The sequence below is a fragment of the Sphaerotilus mobilis genome (genome assembly GCF_004216565.1).
Taxonomy (GTDB): domain Bacteria; phylum Pseudomonadota; class Gammaproteobacteria; order Burkholderiales; family Burkholderiaceae_C; genus Sphaerotilus; species Sphaerotilus mobilis.
On sequence record NZ_SGWV01000010.1, the window covers coordinates 130,244 to 155,700 of the forward strand.

The following is a 25,457-nucleotide window of genomic DNA, read 5'->3' on the forward strand; positions in this document are numbered from 1 at the left end:
CCGGTCTGCGCCAGCACGATCGCCCCGTCATGTCAGCCGCCCTGCCCTTCCCCGCGCCCCACGTTCCGGCGCGTGGTGCCGCCCTGTCCAGCATCCTGATCCTGAGCGCCGCGCTGGCCCTGGCCGGCTGCGGCGGCGGCGCCAGCCCATCGACCGGCACGTCGTCTGCGGATACACCGTCGACCGACGGCGTGGTCGACAACGGCAACTCGCCCTCCGTCGGCACACTGGGTGCCGCGAGCGCCGTGTTTGAGCCCACGCCCTGCGTGGCCTCGGGCGTGGCCGGCGCGACCGACCACACCGTCGGTCCCGGCCAGACCCATGCCGAGCTGCACGAGGTGCCGTGGGAGAGCCTGCGTGCCGGCGACACGGTGCGCATCCACCACCGCAGCACGGCCTACTCGGGCAAGTTCCTGATCGCTGCCGAAGGCCGGGCCGATGCGCCGGTGCGGGTCTGCGGCGTGCGGGGTCCGAACCAGGAGCGCCCGGTCATCGACGGCCACGGCGCCAGCACGCGCACGGCGCTGGCACCGCACTACGCCAACACCCAGGAGATCAGCGACATCCATCAGGGCCGCTCGATCATCGTGATCAAGAACAAGGCCGGCACCTACACCGGCACGCCGGCCCACATCCAGATCGACGGCCTGTCGATCACCCGCGCCCACCCGCAGTACACCTATGTGAATGCGCAGGGCGCCACGAAGAACTACATCGCCTTCGGCGCGGCCATCTGGATCGACCGCGGCCACCACATCACGATCGCCGACAACGAGATCAGCGACAGCCAGATGGCGGTGTTCAGCAAGTCCACCGATGACGGCGACTTCGCGGTGTCGCGCGACATCCGCATCGCCCGCAACGACTTCCATGGCCATGGCATCGTCGGCGACGTGCACATGCACACCACCTACACCCAGAGCGTCGGCCTGGTGATCGAGTTCAACCGCTACGGACCGCTGCGCAGTGGTGCCTCGGGCAACTCGATCAAGGACCGCTCGGCCGGCACGGTGGTGCGCTACAACCGCATCGAGGACGGCGCCCATGCGATCGACCTGGTCGAGGCGGAGGACTTCCCGATCACCGCACAAGCCGAGCCGTCCTACCGCTACGCCCTCGTGCACGGCAACCTGATCAGCAAGCCGGCCGGCAATGGCAGCGTCATCCACTACGGCGGCGACCACTACGGCAGCACGGCCGGCGCGAACTGGGGCGAGTCGCTGTTCCGCCGGGGCACGCTCTACTTCTTCAACAACACCGTGCACGCCCAGGGCAGCGGCGATGCACGCATCTTCCAGCTGGCGACCACGCTGGAGACCGCCGAGGTCTGGAACAACGTGTTCCTGTTCGACGCCACGGTCACGAACCGCAACCTGCGCCAGACCACCGATCTCAACGGCAGCGCCTGGACGCCCGGCGGCATCGTCAACCTGGGCGTCAACTGGGCCTCGGCGGGCTGGCAGGACTCCGACATCTACCACCCGGTGCCGGGCCAGCTCAACGGCACGGCCCGGCTCATCAGTGGCAGCCACTCGCCGCTGGACCTGGCCACCTACCGGCCGCTGGCAGGCAGCGCCGCAGTCGATGCCGGCGTGGCCGGACCGGCCGCCGTCAGCGGCCACCCGACCGTTCACCAGATCGATGCCAACGGCATCGCCAGCGGCCGCAGCGTGAACGGCGCGGCGATCGACCTGGGCGCCCTGGAGCGCTGAACCTGCCGGCGCCCTGGCGCGCTGGCCCCGTCAGCCCAGCCCCTCGCCCGCCAGCGCCTCGCGCACCGTCGACAGCTGGCGGCGCGACACCGCCAGCCATTCGCCGTCCGGGTCGACGCTGACGGCCCAGCCTTCGCCGGACTCGGCCACATCGGCCATCGCGCCCGGTCGGCGCTGCAGCGCGCGCACCGCGCGCAAGGCCACGATGGCGTTGCGGTGGATGCGCACAAAACCCGCGCCCAGACGCGGTTCCAGCTCAGCGAGCGACTCGTCGAGCACCAGCGTGCGGGTGGCGGTGCGCACCGTCACGTACTTCAGCTCGGCCTTGAGGACCAGCACCTCGGACAAGGCCAGACGCTGGCGCGCGCCGCGGTCGGCGATCCACAGCATCGGCGTGTCGGGCGCGGGCAGGTCCAGCGCGGCCGGCTGGGTCGCCAGGGCCTGCGGGTGCGTGTCGCTCCAGCCGCGTGCGACACGGGCCAGTGCCTCCTGCAGGCGGGCGCGGCGCACCGGCTTGGTCAGGTAGTCAAGCGCCTGGACCTCGAAGGCCTGCAAGGCGTGTTCGACGTGGGCGGTGACAAAAACCACCGCTGGCGGGTTGGGCAGGTGGCGCAGCCGGGCGGCCAGCTGAAGGCCGTCCAGACCGGGCATGTGGATGTCCAGCAGCAGCAGGTCGCAACGCTGCGTGGCCAGCCATTCGAGCGTCGCCGACGCACTGCCGAGTTCGGCCACGACCTCGGCCGGCGGCGCGAGGCAATCGCCCAGCAAGGTGCGCAGGCGCAGCCGGGCGAGCGGCTCGTCGTCGACGATGAGCACCCGCAGCGGCGCACCGAGCCCGCTGGGTGTGTGCGAGGTTTGCCCGTCGTGATCGGCCATCGCGGCGTTCAGTCGGTGTGCAGCGGCACGGCGATGCGCACGCGATAGCGGTCGCTGGCGACGATGCCGGCCTCGAAGCGCATGGTCAGGTCGTGCAGCAGCATCAGGCGTTCGCGCACGTTGCGCAGCGCCATGCCCTGGCCCTTGCTGCGGCTGCCGGCCGAGGCCCGGGTGTCGGCCGCCGGCGGCAAGGTGTTGGTCACGCTGATCAGCGCCTGGCCCTTGTGCAGCTGCGTGCGCACATGCACCGTGCCGCCCTCGGCCGCCGGCTCGATGCCGTGCTTGACCGCGTTCTCCACCAGCGGCTGCAGCAGCAGCGAGGGCACCCGGGCCGCGTCGGTCGCCGCATCGAGCTGCCAGACCACCTGCAGACGCTTGCCAAAGCGCACCTGCTCGATGGCGAGGTAGCGCCGCGCCAGCTCGACCTCCTCGCCCAGCGTGGTCTGGTCGCCCGAGCCGACCAGCGCGGCGCGGAACAGCTCGGAGAGGTCCTCCAGCACATCCTCGGCCTTGGCAGGATCGACCCGCACCAGCGCGATCGCGCTGTTCAGCGCGTTGAACAGGAAGTGCGGCCGGATGCGCGACTGCAGCTCCGCCAGCCGCGCCACCGTGGTCGCAGGCAGGCGCAGGCGGGCCCGCAGCAGCAGACCCTGGAACAGCGTCGCGGCCAGCGCCGCCCCGGTCGCCAGCGGTGCCAGCAGGCCCAGGCCGGACGGCTGCAGCAGACCCAGCTGCACGATCAACGCCCACGGCAACAGGGCACAGACGGCCCCCAGGCCGCACATCGCCGCCCACTGGCCCATCGGCGCCAAGCGGTCCCAGCGCGAGCGTGCGGCGCAGACCAGCGCCAGCCACATCAGCGTGGCCGGCAACGCGATCGCCACGGCCAGTGCACTGCGCGCCAGCCAGTCGACCCAGCCGACCGCGACATGGGCCAAGCCCAGCAGCAGCACGCCATGCACCGCCAGCAGGGCCCGCAGCACGATGCCGGCCTGGCAGACGTCGAAGGCGGAAGGCGTCGCGGGCGCGGCCTTGCGCGACAACGCTCGATCATCGGCTCGTGCCGCCTGGCGAGACGACGGGCTACCCGGCGGGTCCAGTTGGCCATGACCGGTCGACAGCCCGGCCAGTCCGATGGGCGAGGTGGCATCGCCGCCTTGTGCCAGCAGGTCGTCCAGCCACGTGGTCGGCCCGACGTCGACGTCGTCGCGCGGCGCCGCCGAGGGGCGCGGCGCAGGCACACCGGCTGGTCGGGCACCGGGCGGATCGGGCAGGTCGGGCATCGGAAGGGGCTCCCTACAATCCCGGCATTCTCGTCAAAAGCACCCGCCACGCGCCATGAGCAAGCACCAACTCGACACCAAGTCCCAGGCCTGGTCGGCCCTGTTCTCCGAGCCGATGAGCGAGCTGGTCAAGCGCTACACCGCCAGCGTCTTCTTCGACAAGCGGCTCTGGCAGGCCGACATCGACGGCAGCCTCGCGCATGCCGACATGCTGGCCGCGCAAGGGATCATCGGTGCGCAGGACCTCGCCGACATCCAGCGCGGCATGGCGCAGATCCGCGCCGAGATCGAGGCCGGCAGCTTCGACTGGAAGCTCGAACTCGAGGACGTGCACCTCAACATCGAGGCCCGCCTGACCCAGCTGGTCGGTGACGCCGGCAAGCGCCTGCACACCGGCCGCAGCCGCAACGACCAGGTCGCCACCGACGTGCGCCTGTGGCTGCGCGGCGAGATCGACGCCATCGCCGTGCTGCTGGCCGACATGCAGCGTGCGCTGGTGCATGTGGCCAGCCAGAACGTCGAGGTCATCCTGCCCGGCTTCACCCACCTGCAGGTGGCTCAGCCGGTGAGCTTCGCGCATCACCTGCTGGCCTATGTCGAGATGTTCGCGCGCGATGCCGAACGCCTTGCTGACCTGCGTCGCCGCGTCAACCGCCTGCCGCTCGGATCGGCCGCGCTGGCCGGCACCAGCTACCCGCTGGACCGCGAACGTGTGGCCCGCACGCTGGGCTTCGAAGGCGTCTGCCAGAACAGCCTGGACGCCGTCAGCGACCGCGACTTCGCCATCGAGTTCAGCAGCTTCGCCACGCTGGTGATGGTGCACGTCTCGCGCCTGGCCGAAGAGATCGTCGTCTGGATGAGCCAGAACTTCGGCTTCATCAACCTGTCGGACCGCTACTGCACCGGCTCATCGATCATGCCGCAGAAGCGCAACCCCGATGTGGCAGAGCTGGCACGCGGCAAGAGCGGTCGCGTGGTCGGTCACCTGATGGGCCTGATCACCCTGATGAAGGGCCAGCCGCTGGCCTACAACAAGGACAACCAGGAAGACAAGGAACCGCTGTTCGACACCGTCGACACGGTCAAGGACACGCTGCGCATCATGGCCGAGATGATCGGCGGCGAGGTCGCCGCCGACGGCAGCCGCAGCGCCGGCCTGCAGGTCAAGCGCGAGGCCATGGAACGCGCCGCACTGCGCGGCTATGCCACCGCCACCGACCTGGCCGACTACCTCGTCAAGAAGGGCCTGCCCTTCCGCGATGCCCATGAGGTCGTGGCCCATGCCGTCAAGACCGCCATCGGCCTGGGCAAGGACCTGTCCGAGCTGCCGCTCGCCACGCTGCAGGGCTTCGACGCCCGCATCGAGGCCGACGTCGCCGAGGCCCTGACGCTGGCCGGCTCGCTCAACGCCCGCAACACGCTGGGCGGCACCGCCCCGGCGCAGGTCCGCCTGCAGATCGAACGCCACCAGGCCCGCCTGGCCTGAACGTCGTCGCGCCTCGCGACCCGATGACCGCCACCGCCGAGCGCCTCGCGGTCATCGGCCCCGACCCCGCCGCCTGCAAGCGCCTCGTCCAGGCCCTGATCGACGCGAAGGCCGATGAACACGGGGTTCTCGACGCCTCGCCACTGGCGCAAGCCGTGCTCGAGGGTCACGCGCCAGACTGGCCCGCTGACATGTTCCTCGTGCTGATCGGCCCTTCCGACGCCAGACCCGACCCCGCCACCACCCAGCTGCGCCTGGCCCTCTTCAGCGCCCGCGCCGCCCACGCGGTGGTGAGCGGCCCCTTGCCCCAACAACTCACCGCCGCACGCTCGGCCTGGCAGACCCGCCAAGCCGCCCAAGAGCGCGACCGCGACCCCACGACGCCACGCGGGCCGGTGTGGCGGCATGCGTGTGGGCGGTGTGGGGATGGGGGGTGTGAGGCGAGGGTTTTTGAGGGGGTGCGTCGCCCCAGCTGACGCCGGCGCGAGGACCACATGAATCCGCAGGTGCCAGCGCCGCCGTTGGTCGGTTCATCCCCGCCAGCGCGGGGAACACCTGGCCTTCCAGCGAGTCTCGATGTCTGCCTCCGGTTCATCCCTGCCGGCGCGGGGACCACGACATCGAGACCTATTGCATCGGCATCAAGGGCGGTTCATCCCCGCCAGCGCGGGGACCACCGGAAGCGCGCACGGCCCAGCAGATCTACAACGCGGTTCATCCCCGCCAGCGCGGGGACCACGCTGGCCGTCCAGCGGGCACGGTCCCTCAGGGCGGTTCATCCCCGCCAGCGCGGGGACCACCTGGTAGGCCTCGACGGCGTGGGTCAGGCGGGCGGTTCATCCCCGCCAGCGCGGGGACCACGCCGGGGGCAGCTTGTTGGCGGCGACGGCGGTCGGTTCATCCCCGCCAGCGCGGGGACCACGCACGCGTCGTCACTGGCGTAGCAGCCCGCCCGCGGTTCATCCCCGCCAGCGCGGGGACCACCCGGTTTATTTGTAGTCTTTTGGTGTCCACCCCGGTTCATCCCCGCCAGCGCGGGGACCACGTCGTGCTGGCCCTTGCCGGTCGTGTCGACAACGGTTCATCCCCGCCAGCGCGGGGACCACGCGACAAGTCGCGCGCGGCTGTCGTGCTGGCCCGGTTCATCCCCGCCAGCGCGGGGACCACACCCTGTCCAACCTGGAGAACATCAATGCTGACGGTTCATCCCCGCCAGCGCGGGGACCACTCAAATTCAATGGCCATCCCCTGTGCTGTTTTCGGTTCATCCCCGCCAGCGCGGGGACCACGACGTGTACCCCGTCGACGTTCTTGCTGATGTACGGTTCATCCCCGCCAGCGCGGGGACCACAGAGGATCGGGCGCTCGGTCATGCTGCACCGCCGGTTCATCCCCGCCAGCGCGGGGACCACTGGATGCCGTCGCGCTCGGCCTGGGCTTCGCACGGTTCATCCCCGCCAGCGCGGGGACCACGACACGCTGACCGACATCCAGCGCGCGGCCCGCGGTTCATCCCCGCCAGCGCGGGGACCACACGACGCGCCGCCGGCCCGGCGTGCTCAGGCCCGGTTCATCCCCGCCAGCGCGGGGACCACTCCATCAGCGCCAGACCGGTTTCGCTCAGGTACGGTTCATCCCCGCCAGCGCGGGGACCACGCGCAGGCTGCTGACGGCCAGCTCGATGAGGACGGTTCATCCCCGCCAGCGCGGGGACCACAGACGCAGCACGCGGGCCTGGCCCTGCAGCGTCGGTTCATCCCCGCCAGCGCGGGGACCACCTGCTGGCCCAGGGCTGCGCCGACGGCGATCAGGGTTCATCCCCGCCAGCGCGGGGACCACGACGCGGTCGCCCGCGTAGATCGTCGCGTCTCGCGGTTCATCCCCGCCAGCGCGGGGACCACCGGCCCCGGAGGACTGTGAACATGAACCGCATCGGTTCATCCCCGCCAGCGCGGGGACCACCCAGATTCGGACATCGCCGGCAGTGCGGGGCTCGGTTCATCCCCGCCAGCGCGGGGACCACTTCTTCGTGCGCGGCTGGAAGCAAGAGCACGCCGGTTCATCCCCGCCAGCGCGGGGACCACATGCACGTAAGTCGTTGATTTATATAGGCATACGGTTCATCCCCGCCAGCGCGGGGACCACTCGAGCTGTCCGGCCGGGTCGTAGACGAAGGTCGGTTCATCCCCGCCAGCGCGGGGACCACACGTAGGTGTTGGCATTCGCGCCCGCATAGCGCGGTTCATCCCCGCCAGCGCGGGGACCACGACTCGGAATGGTCCGCCGGCCTGGTCGATGACGGTTCATCCCCGCCAGCGCGGGGACCACCGCGTGACGGTCACGCGCGGCGGCGGCGGGGTCGGTTCATCCCCGCCAGCGCGGGGACCACACCTTCCTAGGCAACTGCACCCGCGTCCGATGCGGTTCATCCCCGCCAGCGCGGGGACCACTCATCGGCTGTTGGCTGCCGGGCCGATGCGGACGGTTCATCCCCGCCAGCACGGGGACCACGCTGTCGCTGTCGCTGTCAACGTGCCCGAAGACGGTTCATCCCCGCCAGCGCGGGGACCACATGCCCTTCATCTTGTCGATAGCGGACTGGACCGGTTCATCCCCGCCAGCGCGGGGACCACAGCGGCCACAAGATCGCCCACAGCGGCCACGGCCGGTTCATCCCCGCCAGCGCGGGGACCACAACTGGCGCGGCGTTTTGCTTTCCGGGGCCGACGGTTCATCCCCGCCAGCGCGGGGACCACGTGCTGACCTTGCCGCCGTACTGAGGCCCCAGCGGTTCATCCCCGCCAGCGCGGGGACCACTGCGCCGTACATGACCAGCGATTCCCACCAGGCGGTTCATCCCCGCCAGCGCGGGGACCACGCGCGTTCATGTCGGTCTTTCGGGTGATGTGACGGTTCATCCCCGCCAGCGCGGGGACCACCGCCTTGACCAGGGCCAGCATCGCCAGCGCCTCGGTTCATCCCCGCCAGCGCGGGGACCACGGTGCCGGGAATGGTCTTTACGAGTAATTCACCGGTTCATCCCCGCCAGCGCGGGGACCACAACGCCCCAGCCTTGCCGGCCAGCTCGTCAAACGGTTCATCCCCGCCAGCGCGGGGACCACTGAAGCCGATCGCCGCACCGCGATCATGGCCGCGGTTCATCCCCGCCAGCGCGGGGACCACTCCCCGCGCCGCCGGACGTGAGCGAGCTGGCCACGGTTCATCCCCGCCAGCGCGGGGACCACAAAAATGCATCCCGGGAGATGAAAACAAAATTCGGTTCATCCCCGCCAGCGCGGGGACCACGGGCCGTGATCCGGACAAGCTGATCGTGCACATCGGTTCATCCCCGCCAGCGCGGGGACCACAACTGCCCTGACGCCGTGATGCTGTCCGCAATCGGTTCATCCCCGCCAGCGCGGGGACCACGCGTGGCCGCCGCTGCTGCGATCACGGGCGTGTCGGTTCATCCCCGCCAGCGCGGGGACCACATCTTCTCGGTCAGCACGGCATAGCGCGCGGCCGGTTCATCCCCGCCAGCGCGGGGACCACACCTACAAGGGCCTGCTGGATCTGGCGGGGGCCGGTTCATCCCCGCCAGCGCGGGGACCACACCATTTCTAAGTTGTTGTCAGGCAATGATTATTTGAGGTCGGGATGTTCTACCAACCTGACAGCACATCCTTCTTGCGACTTTCTAAAGAGCGCCGCCGGGCACTTCCGGCAGGAAGCTCACCAGTTGCACGCCGTCGAAATCGACCGGCATGCGGCGGTTGGTGCCGAGCGTCTTGAACTCGAAGCCGGCCTCCGCCGTGCTGCGCCAAACCATCACGGCATTGCCGTCCTCCAGGCCTTCTTCGACTTGCGCCCAGATGTGTTCGCGGACGCGCCGCGAATAGGTGCCGACGTAGACGCCAGCACGCACTTCCAGAAGCCACACGGCAAGCCGGCCGCGCAAGCGTGGCGGGGCGTTCTCAAGAACGATGACCAGCATCGCCGATGTTGTCCGCGTTCGGGATCGACGGGCCGACGGCGTCTGTCGGTGCCTGAGGGCGTTCGATCTCGCCCGCAGCCAGGATGTCCTCGATGGCCGGGATGATGCGATCGAGCAGTCTTGTTTGCCGGAAGACATCGCGGCAGCCAAGACGCACCGCGCGTTCGACTTGGCCAGCGGGGTTGCTGCCAGCGACCTTGAAGGCGACGGGCACCACCGTCTCGAACTTGTAGACGTCGGCGATGTCGTACACGAAGGACAGTGGCTTACCGGTGTGGATGAAGCCCACCGCAGGCGCATAGCCCGCTGCCAGCACGGCCGCCTCGGTCACGCCATACAGGCAGGCGGTCGCGGCACTCAGGCAGCGGTTGGGGACGTCCGATGCGTCCCAGGCCTCGGCGTCGTAATCCCGGCCGGTCCACCTCACGCCGAACTGCCGGGCCAGGATCTGGTACGTGCGCCGCACACGAGCGCCCTCGATGCCGCGCAGTTGCTCCACGCTGCGCCGCGCGGGAGGTTCCTCGCCGAAGCGCAGCGCGTACATCTTGCGCACCACCTTCAATCGCAGCGTGTCGTCCAAGGCCAGGCGGGCCTGGTAAAGCAGCCGGTCAGAACGGGCGCCGCCGGGTTGTCCGGCGGAATACAACCTCACCCCGGCCTCGCCTACCCAGACCAGCAAGGTGCCCACCCGCGCAGCCAGGGCCACGGCGCGATGCGAGACCCGCGTACCGGGTTCCAGCATGATGCAAGCCACGCCGCCGACGGGGATATGGGTGCGGATGCCACCGGCATCGACCACCACGAAAGCCCCGTCCAGCACGTCGATCTCGCCCTTCTCGACGAAGACGACCGAGATGCGCTCCTTGATCGGGATGGGCTTGAGCGGCAACAGCGGGGCGGCCACGATGACGTGCGCAGCGACCGGGTCAGCCAGACACGGGCGCCAGCGACAGCAGACCCAGACCGAGCGACTTGGCGTGTCCAAGACCTTGCAACAGCGCCAGCCGCAAGGCCTCGACCTCCGCATCACCGGCGCCGGCCTGCATCACGCCATCGAAGGTCACGCTTTGCACCACGATGCGTTGCTGTCCCTTGTGGCGCGCATTCACGCGCTCGCTCGCGCCGCGAACCGCCGCGACCACCTCGAAGCCATGACGCTGCCCCTGTCGGCCCAACCAGTCGAGTTGCGCCTCTTCCTGGACCAGACCGTGGCGCTTGCCGTCTCGGGTGAGGGTGGGGTTGGCCTGCAAGCGGAAGCGATATCGCCGCCCAGGCCGCACCAGCGTGGTCAGGTCGACCCGCTTGTCGGCCTCGATCGACTGAAGGTAGTCAGGCCAGGTCTCCTCCAGCGCACGCCAGCGACCCGCATGAGCGGCCTGGACCAGCACCGTGCCATCCGGCCAGCCATCCGCACTGCGTTCTTGGCGCCACAGGAATCGCAGGGGCGGGTGCTCGGCGTCCGGGGCATAGACCCGCGCCAGGGTGCGATGCATCTGGTAAGCATCGGCCAGGTCGCGACGTGCGTTCGGGTCAGCGGGGTTCAAGCGCAGCCGGCTCAGGTACATGGTCGAGGACTCCAGGGAGAACAAAGCGCGGCCCGAAGCGACGCGCTGCATAGGGGGCGACAGGCTGGTCGTGTCGCAGGGCACCGCTGTCCGGGTGCTCCAGCATCAGGCGCACTGGCTGCCCCCGATGCTCGAAACGGGGCGGAGCGATGCGCGGATGGCTGGCCAGCGTGGTGACCAGGTCGCCGGCCTGAAGGTCATCCGGAAGCCAGACTGGCAAGCCCGGCACCATGGCCTTGCGCCCTAGGGCCAAGGGCCAGCGTGGCGCGCGGAGCGCGGCAGACACTTGTCGCAGCAGGCCCGAGTCGTCGCCCTGCAGCCCGACCAGGAAGGCAGCATCGGCCAGGTAGTAGCGTGGGCTCACCACCGTGCGGCCGAGGTCCGCTTTGCCGGTGGCGGCGATCAGAACACCGGCGGCAGTCTGGTAGTCGCGCATCAGCAGACCTTCGCGGTCGACGCGCACGCCCATCTTCAGCGCTGCCAGGTCGTGGACCGATTCGGCCCGGTCGCGACCCAGTGCGGCACAGACGAGTCCCAGCACGCCGGACTTGGAGGGCTCAAGCTGGGTGTCGCGTTCATCAAAACGGCTGGTGGTGCCCCAGGCCTGCAGGGGGCCAACCAGCCGCAGCAGCAGCGTGGTGGTGACCTCCGGCATCTCAGACTCCCCGGCGCGCCGCCACTTCGGCCTGGACCCAGTCACTGAGTTGGCTCAGCCGCGCCACGGCCTGCCCCTGGTCCTGCGGCCAGGCTCCGGTGAGGTCGAGCACGGCCCACTGGTCCCGCGCATCGCCATAGACGGCGCCAAGCTGGCGTTCGTGGTGCGCCAACGCCGCCACCGACTGGGCGGTGAGCGGCTGGTCATGGCGCGGTGTCACCGGCTTCTCGAAGGCGTTCGCGAGGTTGAGCGGACTCGCATGACGCAGCACAACGCCGATGAAGCTCGGCGGGTTGTGGGCCGCGAAAGTGTTCTGCTTGCCGGTCGGGATCGCACGCGCGAAGGCCTCGGTAAAGGCTGCCAGTCCTGCCTGCGCCAGTTCCTGGTCGCCCTGAAGATTGGCCAGCAACTTGCCGGTGTCCAGTGCCGCGTACCGGTAGAAAGTGGCCGAATTGAACTCGACCTGGCCGATCATGCCGGCGCCGGATTCGTCGGCGTCACCCTTGTCGTCCACGGCAGTGAAATAGTCGAACTCGCGTTCGACGCGGTGGGTGCTGATGGCGTGTGCGACTTGGCAAGCGGCGTCCTGATTCGCCTCCGGCATGTCGGCCAGCATGCGGCCGAACAGGGCGACATCGACCGCCTTGCCGCCGTCGAGCAGCTTCTTGGCCTTCTTCACTACCTCGTCCGGCGCTGCGGCCTTGGCCTCCTTCTTCGTCTTCTTCTTGTCGTCGGTGATCGCCGGCGGAGCCAGGTCATCCCAGTGGCTGTCGACCAATGCGCCAAAGGCATCGATCTCGCCTTGTCCGAGGAACAGCAGGTATTGCGTGCGGTCCTTGTCATCGAGCTGCAGACCCGCAGCAGCCAGGGCGATCTTGATGCGCGGTGCGGCATCGCTGCGGCCCTTGGACGCGAGGTCCGCTACCAGCAAGTCCAACAACTTCTTGGTCCGCACGCCGCGCGCCTGCGGCGCCACCAAGTTCTGCTGCGCTGCTTGAAGCCGCACCGCGCGCTTGAAGCACTGGCTACTCACCCGGGCGCGTCGGTAGCCGCCAAAGACAGCGTCCTTGGGCGCGCCGGTGTCGTCGCGGTTCAGGTTGGAAGGGGCGAAGTTCTGGATCAGGTGGTATTCGACGAACAGGCTCATGGTGTCCTCCTTGAATGTGATGGATCGATCAAGCGGCATCGGAACGGTCGACCGCATCAGGCGCCTCGTCCGGGGTCGTTCGATAGAAGTCGCGTGCCCAGCGCTGACGCAAGCGGTCGCGGGATTCGAGGGCCCAGGGCCTGAGCCAGAAGATGAGGTCGTTGAGCAGCGCGACATAGTCCAGGGAGCGGCCGTCCGCAGACAGCAGGGACACGACTTGGCGCAGCAACTCCGGCAAGCCATCGGCATCGCTGGACAGCAAGGCGATGAATCGCTTCTCGATGCTTGGACTGTCGCGGTGCTGCATCAGGAGGCCGAAGCTCCTCGCCAGCGTGGTGCCAGCCTGATGTCGGGGGTGGCTGGCGTACAAGCCGGCGACCAGATACAGCGCCTGCCGCAAGGCGTCCCGCTCGTGCCCGTCCGGCACAAAGCGCTCGACATGGGGATACGACGCCGGATGGGTGCCCGGCGCGAACGTCAGGCTGCGCCGCAGCACGGCCAACGCACCGCGGTCGCGTTCGGCGAGGTGGCCCAGGTGAGCAACGAAACGCTCGGCAAGGTCGCTCATGGCGTCGACTCCTCGATGGATGGGGTGGCGGGTTCGGCTGCCAGGTCACGCAAGGGCTTGAGCAGTTGCTGGTAGCGGTGATGCAACTGGGCCTGGGCCCTCAGCGCGGCGGTCGACGTTCCGAGCTGGGCCAGCGAGGTCTGCCAGGCGTTCTGGCAGGCACGCAACAGGACGCGGTTCCATTCGGCGCTGGCTTCGTCGATCTCGCTGCGGCCGACCCGAACCAGCCATTGCGGCAAGGCTCGTTCCGCGACCGTGAAGTAGGCGTTGGTCACAGGCCCCCGGCTCACCATGTCGCGGGCGCGCTCGTAGGTTTCCTTGCTGGCCGGATCAGGCAGGGTGCGCGCCAGCATCTGTGCGACGACTTGACGGAGTTCCTTGTAAGTCGACTCGGCAAGCGTCAATGCCTCACGAACGAGTTGGGCCATGTCTGCACGGCTCAAGGCAGCGACCGGCAAGCGGAAGTGTTCGCAGCGCCAACGCACGAGCTTGGCCTGGTCGGATGTGAGCCCGGCCAACAGGACCGGCACATCGCAGTCGTCGACATCCAGGGCCATGAGGAGGTTGACTGCCCACGAGAGGACGGCCGCGGGTTGCGCCGCCGTTCCGGTCGCGTCGGGCAGAAGGGCACCCAGGTCTCGCCAAGCGGCCTTGCCCTCCGCAAAGTTCAAACGCACGAGGTGGGTCGAACCTGCGCGGTAAGAGCTCATGGGGTCTGGCGCGGCATCGTCTTCCATCAAGGCGACACCAGCACCGAAGCGAACCCAGCGCAGTGGCTGGACGCCGGCTTCATCGGCGGCGACCAGAAGCACAGCGCGCGAGAGGCGGGAGTAGCGGTCGCAGGGGCCAGTGGCCGGAAGAGGATCAACCGTCAATGCAGCGATGTCTGGCGGCGTGCGCTCCCAGCTCGGCAGGTCTCGGACCGATGAAGCGCTGTGTGGATGAAGACCCATCAGCAGGGTCTCGTGCAGAGTCCGACCCTGAGGCAATACGGCGGCTGTGTTGACCAGCGGACCCGCCTTGTCGGCGCTGCGAAACACCTTCACCAGGCCACCGGGCGTGAACTGCAAGAAGCCCAGCAACTGGCGTAGCAAAACCAATGGGTCGATGTGCGCGGGCTGACCATCCAGGGCGTGATCGAACACGACCGGTGCATTGCCATTGGCGCTGGCAAGCGCGACCTGGGTCCAGGGCTTGAGCTTGTCGCGGGTCTCTTCCGCCTGCGCCAGCGCCGCAACCTGCATGAACGGGTGCGTTGGATGGAAGAGCCAGAAGCGGTCTCGCCAGGTTTCCAGGTACGCGTGGATCAGTGCAACCGGAAGGCCTTCACGCCACCACCGAGCCCGGTCTGCGTCCGTCCAATGGCCAGGGTTCAGGCACAAGGCGCGATGGACGATGGCCAGCAGCAAGCGGTGCAAGGCGATCAGGTTGGGCGGTGAGGTCTCCGCCAGTCCTTCGATGTCGTGGGCTCGACTGAAGAACTCCAGCAAGCCGACATCAATGACATGTCCGCCGCGCAATCGAACTGGAATCCAGGCGACATCCAGCAGATTCAAGGCCGGTTCAGAGTCTGCCGTTGACATGCAGAGATCTCCCTGTTTTGAATGAATCTCGATCTTTTCCTTCGAATCAAATGAAGTCTATTCGATGACTGGCTCATTGAATGAGCCATTAACCGAAGCGAATGATCGCCTTCACCCTGAGGTGTAGACGATGCCAATCCTTTCATCCAGCCGAACACACAAGGAGCCGTGGCGCCAACAGCCCTCGGTCAAGGGCAGGACACGAAGATCACTCAACCAAGGATGAGCACGCCAGCCTGCCGGAATCTCACTGCCTTGCAATGCCTTGACAACGGCCTTCCGGCTGAGCTTGACTTGGCGGGTCAACAGCCGCCGTGACAGCTCCGCTCCGGGCTTCAAGGTCGGATCGAACGAAGGTTCGTCGGGGAACAGCCGCCACAGGCCACCATCCACATGCACGGGGATCAGGGTCAAACTCTCCGCGCCGAAGCGGGTTCGGTTGTCTTCGCCCAGGCCTTCGCCAGCCTCACGGCCGTGGGGCTTGCCCACGTAGGCGTTCTGGGGCTCGGCATGGGCATCGATCGCCGCATTGGCGGCAAACTGACTCATCTGCTGCACTTGAGCCAGATGCTCACCCAGGGCCTCGCCCTCGATGTAGGCCCGCGAGGTTCCGTCGATGTCGGCCGGCAGGTCCGTCTCGTCGTCGTACACCAGTTGCACCAGTCGGTCGATGTCTTGAGGCAGGGTCCACTGTTGTTCGCGTGAAGCGAACGCCCAGGTGCGACCAAGAAGGTAAGGGTCATAGACCGACGCCCACCCGGTCTGCTTCAGCTCGGGAAGGGCACCGCGCGTGAGCCCGGCCACCACCAGCCGAGGTCGTTGGTGCGCACTTGGACGCACCCGCTCGTGACGATGCAGTCGACCGGCACGCTGCAGCAGCAGGTCGACGGGCGCGAGGTCGGAGATCAACAGGTCGAAATCAATGTCCAGGCTCTGTTCGGCCACTTGAGTGGCGATGAGGAGCGCCCGCTTCGGGCGTTCGCCCGTCTTGCCAAAGAGGCGCATCACCTCGCGTTCATGCTGGCCGCGTTCCTCAGCCGGAAAACGAGCGTGAAACAGCAGCACAGGCACGCCTGAGATGACCTGCGGGCGCAGGGTTGTGTAGAGCTGCTGAGCACGATCGACAGTGTTGACGATGACGGCGATGCAGCCATCGCCCGCCAGCTCCACCAGCACCCGTTCGACGATGCTGTCCATGCTTTCATCGATGCCACACAGGTCAATGGGTGCCAACGCGCGCGAAACGCAATGGCGGCCATCGACTCGGCCATCGCTGGCCATGACCACACGGGGATAGGGCAAGGCCGGCAAGGCATGCTCGTCGACATCCCAGGCCGACAGCAGCGCCCGGCGCCGGCTGGCCGGCAGGGTCGCGCTCATGAGGATGACAGAACAGCCGAGCGCCTTGAGCCAGCGCAGCAGGGCTTCGATCAAGCCCCCGGTGTAGCTGTCGTAGGCGTGCACCTCGTCGAGCACGACCACCCGGTTCGTGAGGCCCCAAAGGCGCACGAAGTGGTGCTTGACGTTGAGCGTCGCGTAGAGCGCCTGGTCAATGGTGCCCACACCGTAGGGCGATATCAGCGCACGCCGCTTCTGCGAGAACCACTCCGAACACTGCACCGCCTCGTGGCGACCGAGCGCGCCATGGTCCTGGCGCAGTTCGACCACCTGGTCGCTCAAGGCTGCACCTCCGTGTGCCAGCTGAAGGTCCAGCGGCATGCCGTCCTGGAAGGCATGCAGAAAGCGCAGGGCGCGCTGGAACATCGCGTTGCCGGTGGCCTGTGTCGGCAGGCCGATGTAGAGCCCCCGATGACCGAGCTGGGCCTGCAGGCGCAGGTGGGCCAGGAAGGCGAGCTCAGTCTTGCCTTCCCCCATGGGTGCTTCCACGATGAGCAAGGCCGGTGCCGCGCAGAACTTCAGCAACTCGTCTGCGGCCTGCTGGAGTGGGCGAGGCTGGATACCGGCAAGACCGGTCATGCGGGCGATCAGGTCCGCGACGTCGGCGTGGGTCTCGGTCAGCAAGGGGCGCTGGCGGGGCCAGCCTATCTGGTCCAGCGCCTGATCGGCCAACTGGAGCGCGCACGCGTGGTGGCCCTCGCAGGTTTCGTGGCGCAGCCGATGTGGGAACCAGACGGTGTTGGAACCGATCCAGTCCGCCACGCTGGTCAGGCCAGCCAGCCAATTGAGGGAACTCAGGTCGAGATCGGCGGCCACGTCCGCGACCTCCGGCAGGAGCGTCTGGTCGTAGGTCTCGATGAGGACCCGACGAGCCTCGATCCAGGCCTGTGGCTCGCCCAGGATCTTGGCGTTCTTCACCACCCTTGGCTCGAAATGGAAGCCGTGATGCGCAGCCACGGCCCCGGCCAGCTGCCGGTTCATGCGCGCAGACAACAGCACAGCGCTGCTCAGGTCATGCCGGTCGGCACTCAAAAGACGGCTCGGGAACGACAAGCCCGAGGCCTCGTCGGCCAGCTTGCCTTGCGGCCACTTAGCCTGAAAGCCGACCGTCGCTTTGCCGAGGTCATGCTGGCCCATCAGCCAGGCCAGCCATCGGATCAGCCCGTCCTCCGATCGTCCGAAGGCGCGCGCGGCCCACGCCAGCGTGCTCGCGGGTTCACGTCGAAGAATCTGTTCCGCGACAGCCGCTATGTCCAGGATGTGTGGCAGCAGTCCGTATCCGCCTTCGTCACCGCTCTTGGCCCAAATGTGCTGGACAGCATCAGGCAGTTCATCGAAGCAATGAACACGAGGGCCACGGATGTCGATCGGCATGGGCGAACTCCGGTTGATCTCTTGATATCGCGCGGGGTCATCGCCGAGAAGATCCGTCGATGGCGAGTGCGACAGCACATCGTATCCACGCAAGCCATGAACGATGGCTCACTCGCCCCGCATGGCGAGCCTCGCAAGGGGATAGGCCGCAGCAGCAGCTCATCGCCGACAGCGACGCGCGCGACGCGGGCCATGTTGCACCTGGACCAGTCGGTGCGTTTCGTGAAGTTCCGCAATGGCCAGATCCGGCTGGGCAAGATGATCGCCTTCCGTGACACCCAGGCCCCCGTGCCGGAGCAAGGCACGATGACCGCCAGGGGCGGGATCAGCAGCACACCGTACGTGAAGACCGACGGTGTGGATCCGAACCACGCAATGCAAAGCAGCATCTGCGCCAGACATGCGATCCAGATCTGGGCCAGGGCAAGAGTCAGACGCATGGGGATGAACCATTCATGAGTGTGGCCAGTGACATGGCATGGAGGCCTTCGGTCTGTGGCAAGGGCGCAGTCGTCCAGTCACTGGGAACTGTCGATCGATCATGGGATGCAATGGCCAATGGTGTGCGCGAGGCAAGCCATCGCGCAACGGCCATTTCGTGGTTGACCGATGCGAGCAGAGATGACGTTGAAGTTGACATCAGGTCGGGCCCAGGCGAATCGGCGCTGCTTCGCTGAGGCCGTCGAGGTCCTTGAAGAATCCCCCGCAGCTCAATGGGTCGACGCAGCATCCATGCCGATGGCATGAATCTGACTTCAATCCGCTCTGCGAGGGACGCACTCAGTTTGCGTGCGGCGCATGGTTGCCGTCAATCGAACTCGGACGGATCACATCGATGTCATTCAAAGACCCGATCCTTGTGAAGAAAGCGAACGCCCCATGCATGCAACCGCGAGACCACCCATGAACACCCTCTTCGAATTGCTCGCCTGGATCACCGTTGTCGGTTAGGCGTACATCATCTGGGTGGTGCTGGGCCGCTTGGCAGATCGAATCGGCACAACGCGGTTCCGGCTGGTGGGTATGGTCCTGTTGATCGGGATCATCGTGGGCGCGCCGAACGACCGCAGTGAACGCGATTGATCAACCGCGAGGGAATCGCTCCGCCTCCTGCACGTCAATCCGTTCGCCGGATGCCTGCGCACGGTGCGCGCCGCAGGCACGAACGGCCGCGAAGTCTTCTGACGCGCCCTGCAGGCGAATACGCCATCACGTGCCCTCTGCCTCATGCCCGCAGACAAGCGTCGGGAGGTGCGCTACGCCTCATACTCTAAGCGACACACGGCCGCCCGTAGCTGGTGCATTTCCAGTCCACCGACGACGCGAAGTCTATGCATGCACGGAGCGAGCCGGGATTCGTGCAATCCCGATGCATTCGATGGAAAGAACAGGCTCACGCGATGAGCCACCACGAATCAACGGTTCGGGACCCTTCTGAGGCTAGCCAAACTCGCCTGTCACTGGACGCATCAGACCTTGATCGACACGGGCACGGACGCCCGCGCCGCCATTCAGCACATCCCCCACCCGTCCAATCGCCACGATGAACATGGCGAGCAGCAAGGACTGGTGCGCGACATAGAACAAGGCAAGCCAAGACAGGGCGTCGTGCGTCATGTGGCTAGTCGGTCTGGCCGATCAGGAAGGCGATCGCGAAGATCGCGAGTATCAATAGGAAGTCGAGGAGGCGAAGGTCAACATTGCGTCGAACACGTTCTTGCCCGACGCACGGGGTTTCAGGTGGCCGCTGAACGGGCATCCACCGGCCATCGATCCGGTTATGGCGCCAGCGGTCGACACCGTCAGGCTCAACGCTTACGCAGGCGCGCCGGCGTTGTTGTAGCTGTCGAGCGTGCACGCGCCGGCCACGTCGGACAACTTGGCGGCCTGGTGATAGTCCTGCAGGCCCGTCGGCAGTTCGCCCACGCTCAGGGTCGTGTCGTCACAGTGGCCGGTCCACGTCCAACGGCTGGTGTCGTACGTGGCGGTCAGCGATTGCGCAGCGGGCATCAAGGTGCCGTAGTCGATCAGGTCGGTGGCCGTGTAGGTGCCGTCCTTGTGCGTGCCCTTGGCATGAAGAAAGCCCAGCAGCGCGAAGCCGTCGGTGTCACTGCTGCCATAGAGGGCCTACAACTGCCCGTCTTCGAGCAAGAGCATTCGGGGATCGTTGTTGTGGCATGGCAGGTCTCCAGAGTCAGGTGGATGAGGACGTGGCACGAATTCTTCGGTGCCATCGGCCTCATGTCTCTGATCCGGATGGACTACCCGCCCCGCAACTGCCGGCCATCATCATCACCGGCAACACCGCGCCAGACCGCCTGCGCGAGGCGCGCCGCGTGCACGCCCACCTGCTGCACAAGCCGCTGGCGCCAGAAACCCTGATTGCGGCCATCGCGGAGTTGTCGGCGGGCTGGGTCGGGGCTTGCGCGGAGTGGCTGGCCCACCCACCCCCGCCACAATCCCCCCATGGATCACAGCTTCACCTCCGCCCTCGTCCTGCTGCTGCTGGTGCTCGACCCGCTGGGCAGCATTCCGATCTTCATTTCGGTGTTGCGCGGCGTGGCGCCGGAGCGGCGCACGCGGGTCGCTTTGCGCGAGACCTGCATCGCCTTCTCGGTGCTGGCGCTGTTCATGGTCGGGGGCCAGCACTTCCTGACGCTGATGCGGCTGTCCGAACGTTCGCTGGAGGTGGCTGGCGGGGTGATCCTGATCATCATTGCCATCCGCATGATCTTCAAAGGCGGCTCGGAGATCTACGGCAACGACGACTCCGGGCGCGAGCCCTTCATCTTTCCGCTGGCGGTGCCCTTGCTGGCAGGGCCTTCGGCGATGGCGACGGTGCTGCTGCTGGCGTCGCGCCAGCCCGAGCGGCTGATGGACTGGGCCGGCGCGCTGACCGCCGCCATGCTGATCTGCGCGACGGTGCTGCTGCTGGCCGAGAAGATCCGCGTCTGGCTGGGTGCCTCGATGGTGTCGGCGATCGAGAAGCTGATGGGTCTGGTGCTGACCGCCGTCGCGGTCGAGATGATCCTGGCCGGCTTGAAGCGTTATTTCCTGCAGCCGCTGTGATCACAGCCCGTCGGGCGATTCGAGGTAGGCCAGCTCGGCCTCGCTGAATCCGGCGCGAAGGCGCGCCTCGCGGTTGAGCGGCGGGCGCAGCGGCGGGGCCTGGTGGCGTGCCACCAGCTGCGGGTAGAGCGCCAGCGGGTCGAAGCCTTCCCGTGCGCAGGCCCAGCGGTACCAGCGGTTGCCGATGGCGACGTGGCCGACCTCGTCGCGCAGGATGACGTCGAGGATCTCGACCGCACGCAGGTCGCCGGCGCGGCGCAGCTTGGCCTGGATCGGCGGGGTGGCGTCCAGCCCGCGGGCCTCCAGCGTGCGCGGCACCAGGGCCATGCGGGCGATGAAGTCCTCGCGGGTGCGCCAGGTCATCAGCCACAGGCCGTCGTGGCCGGGGAAATCGCCGTAGGCATGGCCCATCGAGGCCAGGTGATCGGCCAGCAGCGTGTGGTGCTCGGCCTCTTCGGCGGCCACGCGCAGCCAGTCGCGGTAGTAGTCCGGCGGCAGGCCCGGGAAGCGCCAGACGGCGTCGAGCGCGAGGTTGATCGCGTTGAACTCGATGTGCGCGATGGCATGCAACAGGGCGGCGCGGCCCTCGGGCGTGAAGGGCGAGCGGGCCGGCACGTCTTTCGGGGCGACGAGGATGGGGCGGGCCGGGCGGCCGGGCACGCCGGCGGGCTCGGGCAGCACGGCGTTGACGTCCAGCGCCAGCGCATCCACGTCGGCCCACAGCGCGCGCACGGCGCGCACCTTGGTGGCAGGGTCGGGCATCACCAAGGCCTGCAGGGCCAGCTGTCTCAGCGTCATCCCTACAATTTTGCCTTTTGGCCGGTCGCCCAGCGGGCCGTCACACAGGACCCACACATGCCCCTCTACCAGCTTGGCGACGTCGCCCCGCAGATCGCCCCGGACGCCTGGGTCGCACCGAACGCCACCGTGATCGGGCGGGTCGAGATGGCCGAGGGCAGCAGCGTCTGGTTCGGCGCCGTGGTGCGCGGTGACAACGAGCCGATCCGCATCGGTCGCCACAGCAACATCCAGGACAACAGCGTGCTGCACACCGACGAGGGCAAGCCGCTGACCATCGGCGAGCGCGTGACGGTCGGCCATCAGGTCATGCTGCATGGGTGCACCATCGGCGACGGCAGCCTGATCGGCATCGGTGCGGTGGTGCTCAACGGCGCGGTGATCGGCCGCGACTGCATCGTCGGCGCTGGCGCGCTGGTGACGGAGGGCAAGACCTTCCCGGACGGCAGCCTGATCGTCGGCAGCCCTGCCAAGGTGGTGCGCGAGCTGACCCCCGAACAACGCGCCGGCCTGGCGCGCAGCGCAGCCGGCTACGTCGGCAACGCGCAGCGCTACGCGACCCAACTCCGAAAGGTGGACTGACCCATGGCACGAGCGAAACAACCGGGCCTGGCGATGCTGCCGGCCGATCCGATCGACGGCGGCGAGCTGCACAAGTTCCTGTTCGAGGGCCTGCCGGTGCGCGGCATCCTGGTGCGCCTGACCGGCGCCTGGACCGAGATGCTGGCGCGCCGCGAGGCGGCCGGCGGCTACCCCGAACCGGTGCGCCGCCTGCTCGGCGAGATGAGCGCGGCGGCCACTCTGATGCAGGCCAACATCAAGTTCAACGGTGCCCTGATCCTGCAGATGCAGGGCGACGGCCCGGTGCGCATGGCGGTCGCCGAGGTCCAGCCCGAGCTGGCCCTGCGCGCCACCGCGACGGTGGTCGGCGAGGTGCCCACGGAGGTGGAAAGCAGCGGGATCGCCGAGCTGCTCAACGTGCACGGCCAGGGCCGCTGCGCGATCACGCTGGACCCGACCGACCGCAAGCCCGGCCAGACGCCCTATCAAGGCGTGGTGCCGCTGCACGGTGACCAGCGCGAGCCGCTGCACGCGCTGTCGGAGGTGCTGGAGCACTACATGCTGCAGTCCGAGCAGCTCGACACGCGCCTGGTGCTGGCGGCCGACGACCGCGTCGCCGCCGGCCTGCTGATCCAGCGCCTGCCGGTGCAGGGCGAGAAGAACCTCGAAGGCGGCACCGCCAGCGGCGGTCGCAGCAACGAGGACGAGATCGGCCTGAACGAGCACTACCAGCGCATCGCCATGCTGGCGGCCACGCTCAAGCGCGAGGAGCTGCTGACGCTGAACGTCGACACCCTCCTGCGCCGGCTGTTCTGGGAGGAGGACCTGCGCCGCTTCGAGCCGCAACACCCCCGCTTTGCCTGCACCTGTTCGCGCGAACGGGTCGCACGCATGCTCAACAGCCTGGGCCGCGACGAGGTCGACAGCGTGCTGGCCGAACGCGGCCACGTCGAGGTCGGCTGCGAGTTCTGCGGCATCCAGTACCTGTTCGACCCGATCGACGCCGCCGCGCTGTTCAGCCCGGTGGTGTCGCAGGCCGGGGGTTCGGGCACGGTGCAGTGACCGGGTCGAGCCGGACCTGGATCAGGCTCCGGCTCAGCGCCCGGTTCAGGCCTTGGTGACGGTGAACCAGCGCATCATGTCGTGCTCTTCGTGCGACAGGATGTGGCAGTGGTACACGTACTTGCCGGGCCGGTTGAAGGTCACCAGCACGCGGGTGACGACGCCAGGCGGGCATTCGACGGTGTCCTTCCAGCCCGTCTCGTAGGGGAAGGGCGCGGTCACCGCACGGGCCAGCACCGGCTGCGGCGCAGCCGGGTCGGTGATGGTGACGCCGGTCCAGTTGTTGATCATCGGCTTGGGCGTCAACGTGCAGGTGAAGGTCTGGCGGTTGAGCACCCGGAAGCGCACCAGGTGCAGGTGCACCGGGTGGGAGTCGACCGATGCGTTCCAGAACTCCCAGACCTCGGTGACGCTGGTCTGCCCGGCGGGGATCACGACGTTCTCGGTGGACGGCTCATGGAAGCCCAGCGTGCCCGCCGCGACGGTGCCCAGCAGCGGCATGATGCGGCCGAACTCGTCGCTGCCCTCGCCCAGCAGGACGCGGCGCACCGGCGCACCCGCCGGCACGCGCAGGGCCGGCAGACGCGGTGCGGACGAGGGCGTGCCGGCCGGCTTGCCCAGGGGCACCCAGCCGCGCAGCACGGTCTTGTCCTCGATGGGCGCGAGCTTGGGGTAAGCGCGGTCGAAGGCCTTGGTCACCTTGAAGGCCATGACCTCGTCAGGACCGCTGCCGGGCACCACGGGGGCGCCCAGCGGGTAAGGCGTCGGGGCGGTGTTGCGCAACACGACGGTCGCGTTGGCGGCCAGTCCGGCGAAGTTGATCACCAGGTCGTAGCGCTCGCCCGGCCCGATCGTGAGGGTGCGCAGCATCGGCGCGTTGTTGCCAAAGCCCATGTCGGTGCCGATCAGGCGGAAGCCCAGGAAAGGGCCGACGCCGCCGGTGGTGTCGAAGGTGAGCGTGTAGAAGCGCGAGTCCGAGCCGTTGAGCAGGCGCAGCCGGTAGGGCCGCGGCTCGACGTCGAGCTTGGGCCAGACCACGCCGTTGACGCAGATGACGTCGCCGTACATCTCCGGCAAGTGGGTCGGCAGGCTGGGATCCAGGCCTTCGGTGGGCACCGGCGCCAGGATGGAGTCGGCCGGGTAGGCGAACTGGCCGTCGGCGTCGAAGACCTTGTCCTGAAGGACCAGGCCGACCTCGTGCGGGCCGCTGGGCAACAGGTTGCGGCGGATCAGCTCGGCCTCGTTGCTGTCACGCACCACGTAGGCCCCGGCCAGACCGGCGTAGGCGTTCAGGCGGGTCAGGCCTTCGGCGTGGTCGTGGTACCAGGTCAGCGAGGCTTCTTCGGTGTTGTCGTACTGGTAGCGGATCGAGCCGTCGTTGGCCAGGATGTCGCCGTTGACGCCGACATCGCCGGGCGTGCCCAGCTGGATGCCGGGGCCGGTCTGACGACGGCGCGGCGTGACCCACTGGTCGGGCACGCCGTCGAATTCGGCCATGGTGTCGCCGCCATGGTGGTGGGTGGCGATCGGCACGCCGTCGATCGGGTTGTTGGCCGGATCGTTCTGCAGCATCACGGTCTGGTCGACCGGGAGGATGTGCGGCAGCGGCTGACCCTGCGCATCGACCAGATCGTTGCGCCAGTTGACCTGGATCGGCGAGCCCTGCTGGACCACGAAGCTGCGGCCAGGATGGCTCACCTGCGGCTGCCCGCTGACCGGGTCGACGGGACCGTAGCCCCATGCGGTGGTCAGCAGTGGCGCGCCGGCACGGCGGATGCCCAGCACGTTGGCCTGCACCTGACCGGCCGCCACGGTGTAGGCGTTGCCGCCGGCCACGTCAGGCCGGTAGATGAAGCCCGGCGCCGTCAGGCTGGGCAGCGGGTTGCTGAAGCGGGCGGCCCACGCGGCGTCCCAGATGGCCAGGTCGGTCGCGCCGGCCCAGGTGCTGACCCGGGCGTTGCCGGCGGTCTGCGCCAGCGCATTGCCCGCGCCGATCAGCCCGAGGCCGAGGCCGGCGCCGGTCCAACCCAGAAACCGCCGCCGACCGGGTTCGGCCAGCTCGGTCTGTGCGTTCACCGGAGATTCGCTGCGACGCCCCGTCTGCGTCTTGTGGTCGTTGTTCATGGTGTTGTCCTGTGGATGACTCGGGTCGGGCTCGTGGGCCACGACGTGTTTCAGATGAAACCCAAGCCATACGTTAGGAAAACTACGTCAGAACAGTCTTGTCGATTCCTGAAAGTCGCTCTACCGGAACCCAGGATGAATTGACATCACGCCCTCGCGGATTGAAGACTTATGTTTATTCCATGAGTAAAACCTGAGTTCT

The 25,457-nt window shown here is 67.9% G+C and carries 21 protein-coding genes and 1 CRISPR repeat array; of the genes, 7 read left to right on the plus strand and 14 right to left on the minus strand.

Annotated elements, in window-relative coordinates; all coding sequences use genetic code 11:
- Positions 1–29 precede the first annotated feature (29 nt).
- A complete protein-coding gene (locus EV685_RS12935) occupies positions 30–1,712 on the plus strand; it encodes a right-handed parallel beta-helix repeat-containing protein (RefSeq protein WP_130482460.1) in 1,683 nt (560 codons plus the stop codon).
- 30 nt (positions 1,713–1,742) lie between these two features.
- Here the strand turns inward: EV685_RS12935 and EV685_RS12940 are convergent, their stop codons facing one another.
- Both EV685_RS12940 and EV685_RS12945 read right to left on the minus strand, forming a co-directional pair.
- Complete coding sequence (locus tag EV685_RS12940; RefSeq protein WP_130482461.1) at positions 1,743–2,588, minus strand: LytR/AlgR family response regulator transcription factor; 846 nt, start codon at positions 2,586–2,588, stop codon at positions 1,743–1,745.
- An 8-nt stretch (positions 2,589–2,596) separates the two neighbouring features.
- On the minus strand, positions 2,597–3,871 hold the full coding sequence (locus EV685_RS12945; protein ID WP_130482462.1) for a sensor histidine kinase: 1,275 nt from the start codon (positions 3,869–3,871) through the stop codon (positions 2,597–2,599).
- Between the two features lie 55 nt (positions 3,872–3,926).
- On the opposite strand from EV685_RS12945, the gene argH reads away from it, so the two are divergent.
- Positions 3,927–5,357 (plus strand): argininosuccinate lyase, encoded by a 1,431-nt coding sequence (gene argH, locus EV685_RS12950; protein WP_130482463.1) that lies wholly within the window; start codon positions 3,927–3,929, stop codon positions 5,355–5,357.
- Between the two features lie 23 nt (positions 5,358–5,380).
- Positions 5,381–5,833 (plus strand): hypothetical protein, encoded by a 453-nt coding sequence (locus EV685_RS12955; protein ID WP_130482464.1) that lies wholly within the window; start codon positions 5,381–5,383, stop codon positions 5,831–5,833.
- Between the two features lie 50 nt (positions 5,834–5,883).
- Positions 5,884–8,970: direct repeats of the CRISPR family, unit length 29 nt; unit sequence CGGTTCATCCCCGCCAGCGCGGGGACCAC.
- A gap of 84 nt (positions 8,971–9,054) precedes the next feature.
- Here the strand turns inward: EV685_RS12955 and cas2e are convergent.
- The 8 genes from cas2e to cas3 form a co-directional block, all read right to left on the minus strand.
- Complete coding sequence (cas2e, locus tag EV685_RS12960; protein ID WP_130482465.1) at positions 9,055–9,351, minus strand: type I-E CRISPR-associated endoribonuclease Cas2e; 297 nt, start codon at positions 9,349–9,351, stop codon at positions 9,055–9,057.
- Entirely contained in the window at positions 9,332–10,243 is a 912-nt protein-coding gene (gene cas1e, locus EV685_RS12965) for a type I-E CRISPR-associated endonuclease Cas1e (protein WP_338054452.1), read from the minus strand. The genes cas2e and cas1e overlap by 20 nt, the downstream gene beginning before the upstream one ends.
- 34 nt (positions 10,244–10,277) lie before the next feature.
- Positions 10,278–10,916: a type I-E CRISPR-associated protein Cas6/Cse3/CasE gene (gene cas6e, locus EV685_RS12970; protein WP_130482467.1), complete on the minus strand. Its 639-nt coding sequence runs from the start codon at positions 10,914–10,916 to the stop codon at positions 10,278–10,280.
- Complete coding sequence (gene cas5e / locus EV685_RS12975) at positions 10,882–11,571, minus strand: type I-E CRISPR-associated protein Cas5/CasD (RefSeq protein WP_130482468.1); 690 nt, start codon at positions 11,569–11,571, stop codon at positions 10,882–10,884. Before cas5e ends, cas6e begins: the two co-directional genes overlap by 35 nt.
- A gap of 1 nt (position 11,572) precedes the next feature.
- On the minus strand, positions 11,573–12,718 hold the full coding sequence (gene cas7e, locus EV685_RS12980; RefSeq protein ID WP_130482469.1) for a type I-E CRISPR-associated protein Cas7/Cse4/CasC: 1,146 nt from the start codon (positions 12,716–12,718) through the stop codon (positions 11,573–11,575).
- Positions 12,719–12,746: 28 nt separating this feature from the next.
- On the minus strand, positions 12,747–13,286 hold the full coding sequence (gene casB / locus EV685_RS12985) for a type I-E CRISPR-associated protein Cse2/CasB (RefSeq protein ID WP_130482470.1): 540 nt from the start codon (positions 13,284–13,286) through the stop codon (positions 12,747–12,749).
- Positions 13,283–14,842 carry a type I-E CRISPR-associated protein Cse1/CasA gene (gene casA, locus EV685_RS12990; RefSeq protein WP_207224819.1) on the minus strand — a complete coding sequence of 520 codons (1,560 nt, stop codon included), beginning with the start codon at positions 14,840–14,842 and terminating at the stop codon, positions 13,283–13,285. Before casA ends, casB begins: the two co-directional genes overlap by 4 nt.
- A 138-nt stretch (positions 14,843–14,980) precedes the next feature.
- Positions 14,981–17,641: a CRISPR-associated helicase Cas3' gene (gene cas3 / locus EV685_RS12995; protein WP_130482472.1), complete on the minus strand. Its 2,661-nt coding sequence runs from the start codon at positions 17,639–17,641 to the stop codon at positions 14,981–14,983.
- A gap of 192 nt (positions 17,642–17,833) precedes the next feature.
- Here cas3 and EV685_RS13000 point away from each other — a divergent pair, with 192 nt between their 5' ends.
- Positions 17,834–18,100, plus strand: coding sequence for a hypothetical protein (locus EV685_RS13000; protein ID WP_130482473.1), 267 nt, complete (start codon positions 17,834–17,836; stop codon positions 18,098–18,100).
- Positions 18,101–19,081: 981 nt separating this feature from the next.
- On the opposite strand, the gene EV685_RS20640 is transcribed toward EV685_RS13000, so the two are convergent.
- Together EV685_RS20640 and EV685_RS13005 are read right to left on the minus strand one after the other, a co-directional pair.
- Entirely contained in the window at positions 19,082–19,258 is a 177-nt protein-coding gene (locus tag EV685_RS20640) for a hypothetical protein (protein WP_165396795.1), read from the minus strand.
- Positions 19,259–19,456: 198 nt separating this feature from the next.
- On the minus strand, positions 19,457–19,651 hold the full coding sequence (locus EV685_RS13005) for a hypothetical protein (protein WP_130482474.1): 195 nt from the start codon (positions 19,649–19,651) through the stop codon (positions 19,457–19,459).
- Between the two features lie 456 nt (positions 19,652–20,107).
- Here EV685_RS13005 and EV685_RS13010 point away from each other — a divergent pair, with 456 nt between their 5' ends.
- Positions 20,108–20,710, plus strand: coding sequence for a MarC family protein (locus EV685_RS13010; RefSeq protein WP_130482475.1), 603 nt, complete (start codon positions 20,108–20,110; stop codon positions 20,708–20,710).
- On the opposite strand, the gene EV685_RS13015 is transcribed toward EV685_RS13010, so the two are convergent.
- Complete coding sequence (locus tag EV685_RS13015) at positions 20,711–21,508, minus strand: ferritin-like domain-containing protein (RefSeq protein WP_130482476.1); 798 nt, start codon at positions 21,506–21,508, stop codon at positions 20,711–20,713.
- A gap of 57 nt (positions 21,509–21,565) precedes the next feature.
- Between EV685_RS13015 and EV685_RS13020 the strand changes: the two genes are divergently transcribed.
- Both EV685_RS13020 and hslO read left to right on the plus strand, forming a co-directional pair.
- On the plus strand, positions 21,566–22,090 hold the full coding sequence (locus EV685_RS13020) for a gamma carbonic anhydrase family protein (RefSeq protein WP_130482477.1): 525 nt from the start codon (positions 21,566–21,568) through the stop codon (positions 22,088–22,090).
- A 3-nt stretch (positions 22,091–22,093) separates the two neighbouring features.
- Entirely contained in the window at positions 22,094–23,131 is a 1,038-nt protein-coding gene (gene hslO / locus EV685_RS13025; RefSeq protein ID WP_242615576.1) for an Hsp33 family molecular chaperone HslO, read from the plus strand.
- Positions 23,132–23,176: 45 nt separating this feature from the next.
- Here the strand turns inward: hslO and EV685_RS13030 are convergent, their stop codons facing one another.
- Positions 23,177–25,255 carry a multicopper oxidase family protein gene (locus EV685_RS13030; RefSeq protein ID WP_130482478.1) on the minus strand — a complete coding sequence of 693 codons (2,079 nt, stop codon included), beginning with the start codon at positions 25,253–25,255 and terminating at the stop codon, positions 23,177–23,179.
- Positions 25,256–25,457 lie beyond the last annotated feature (202 nt).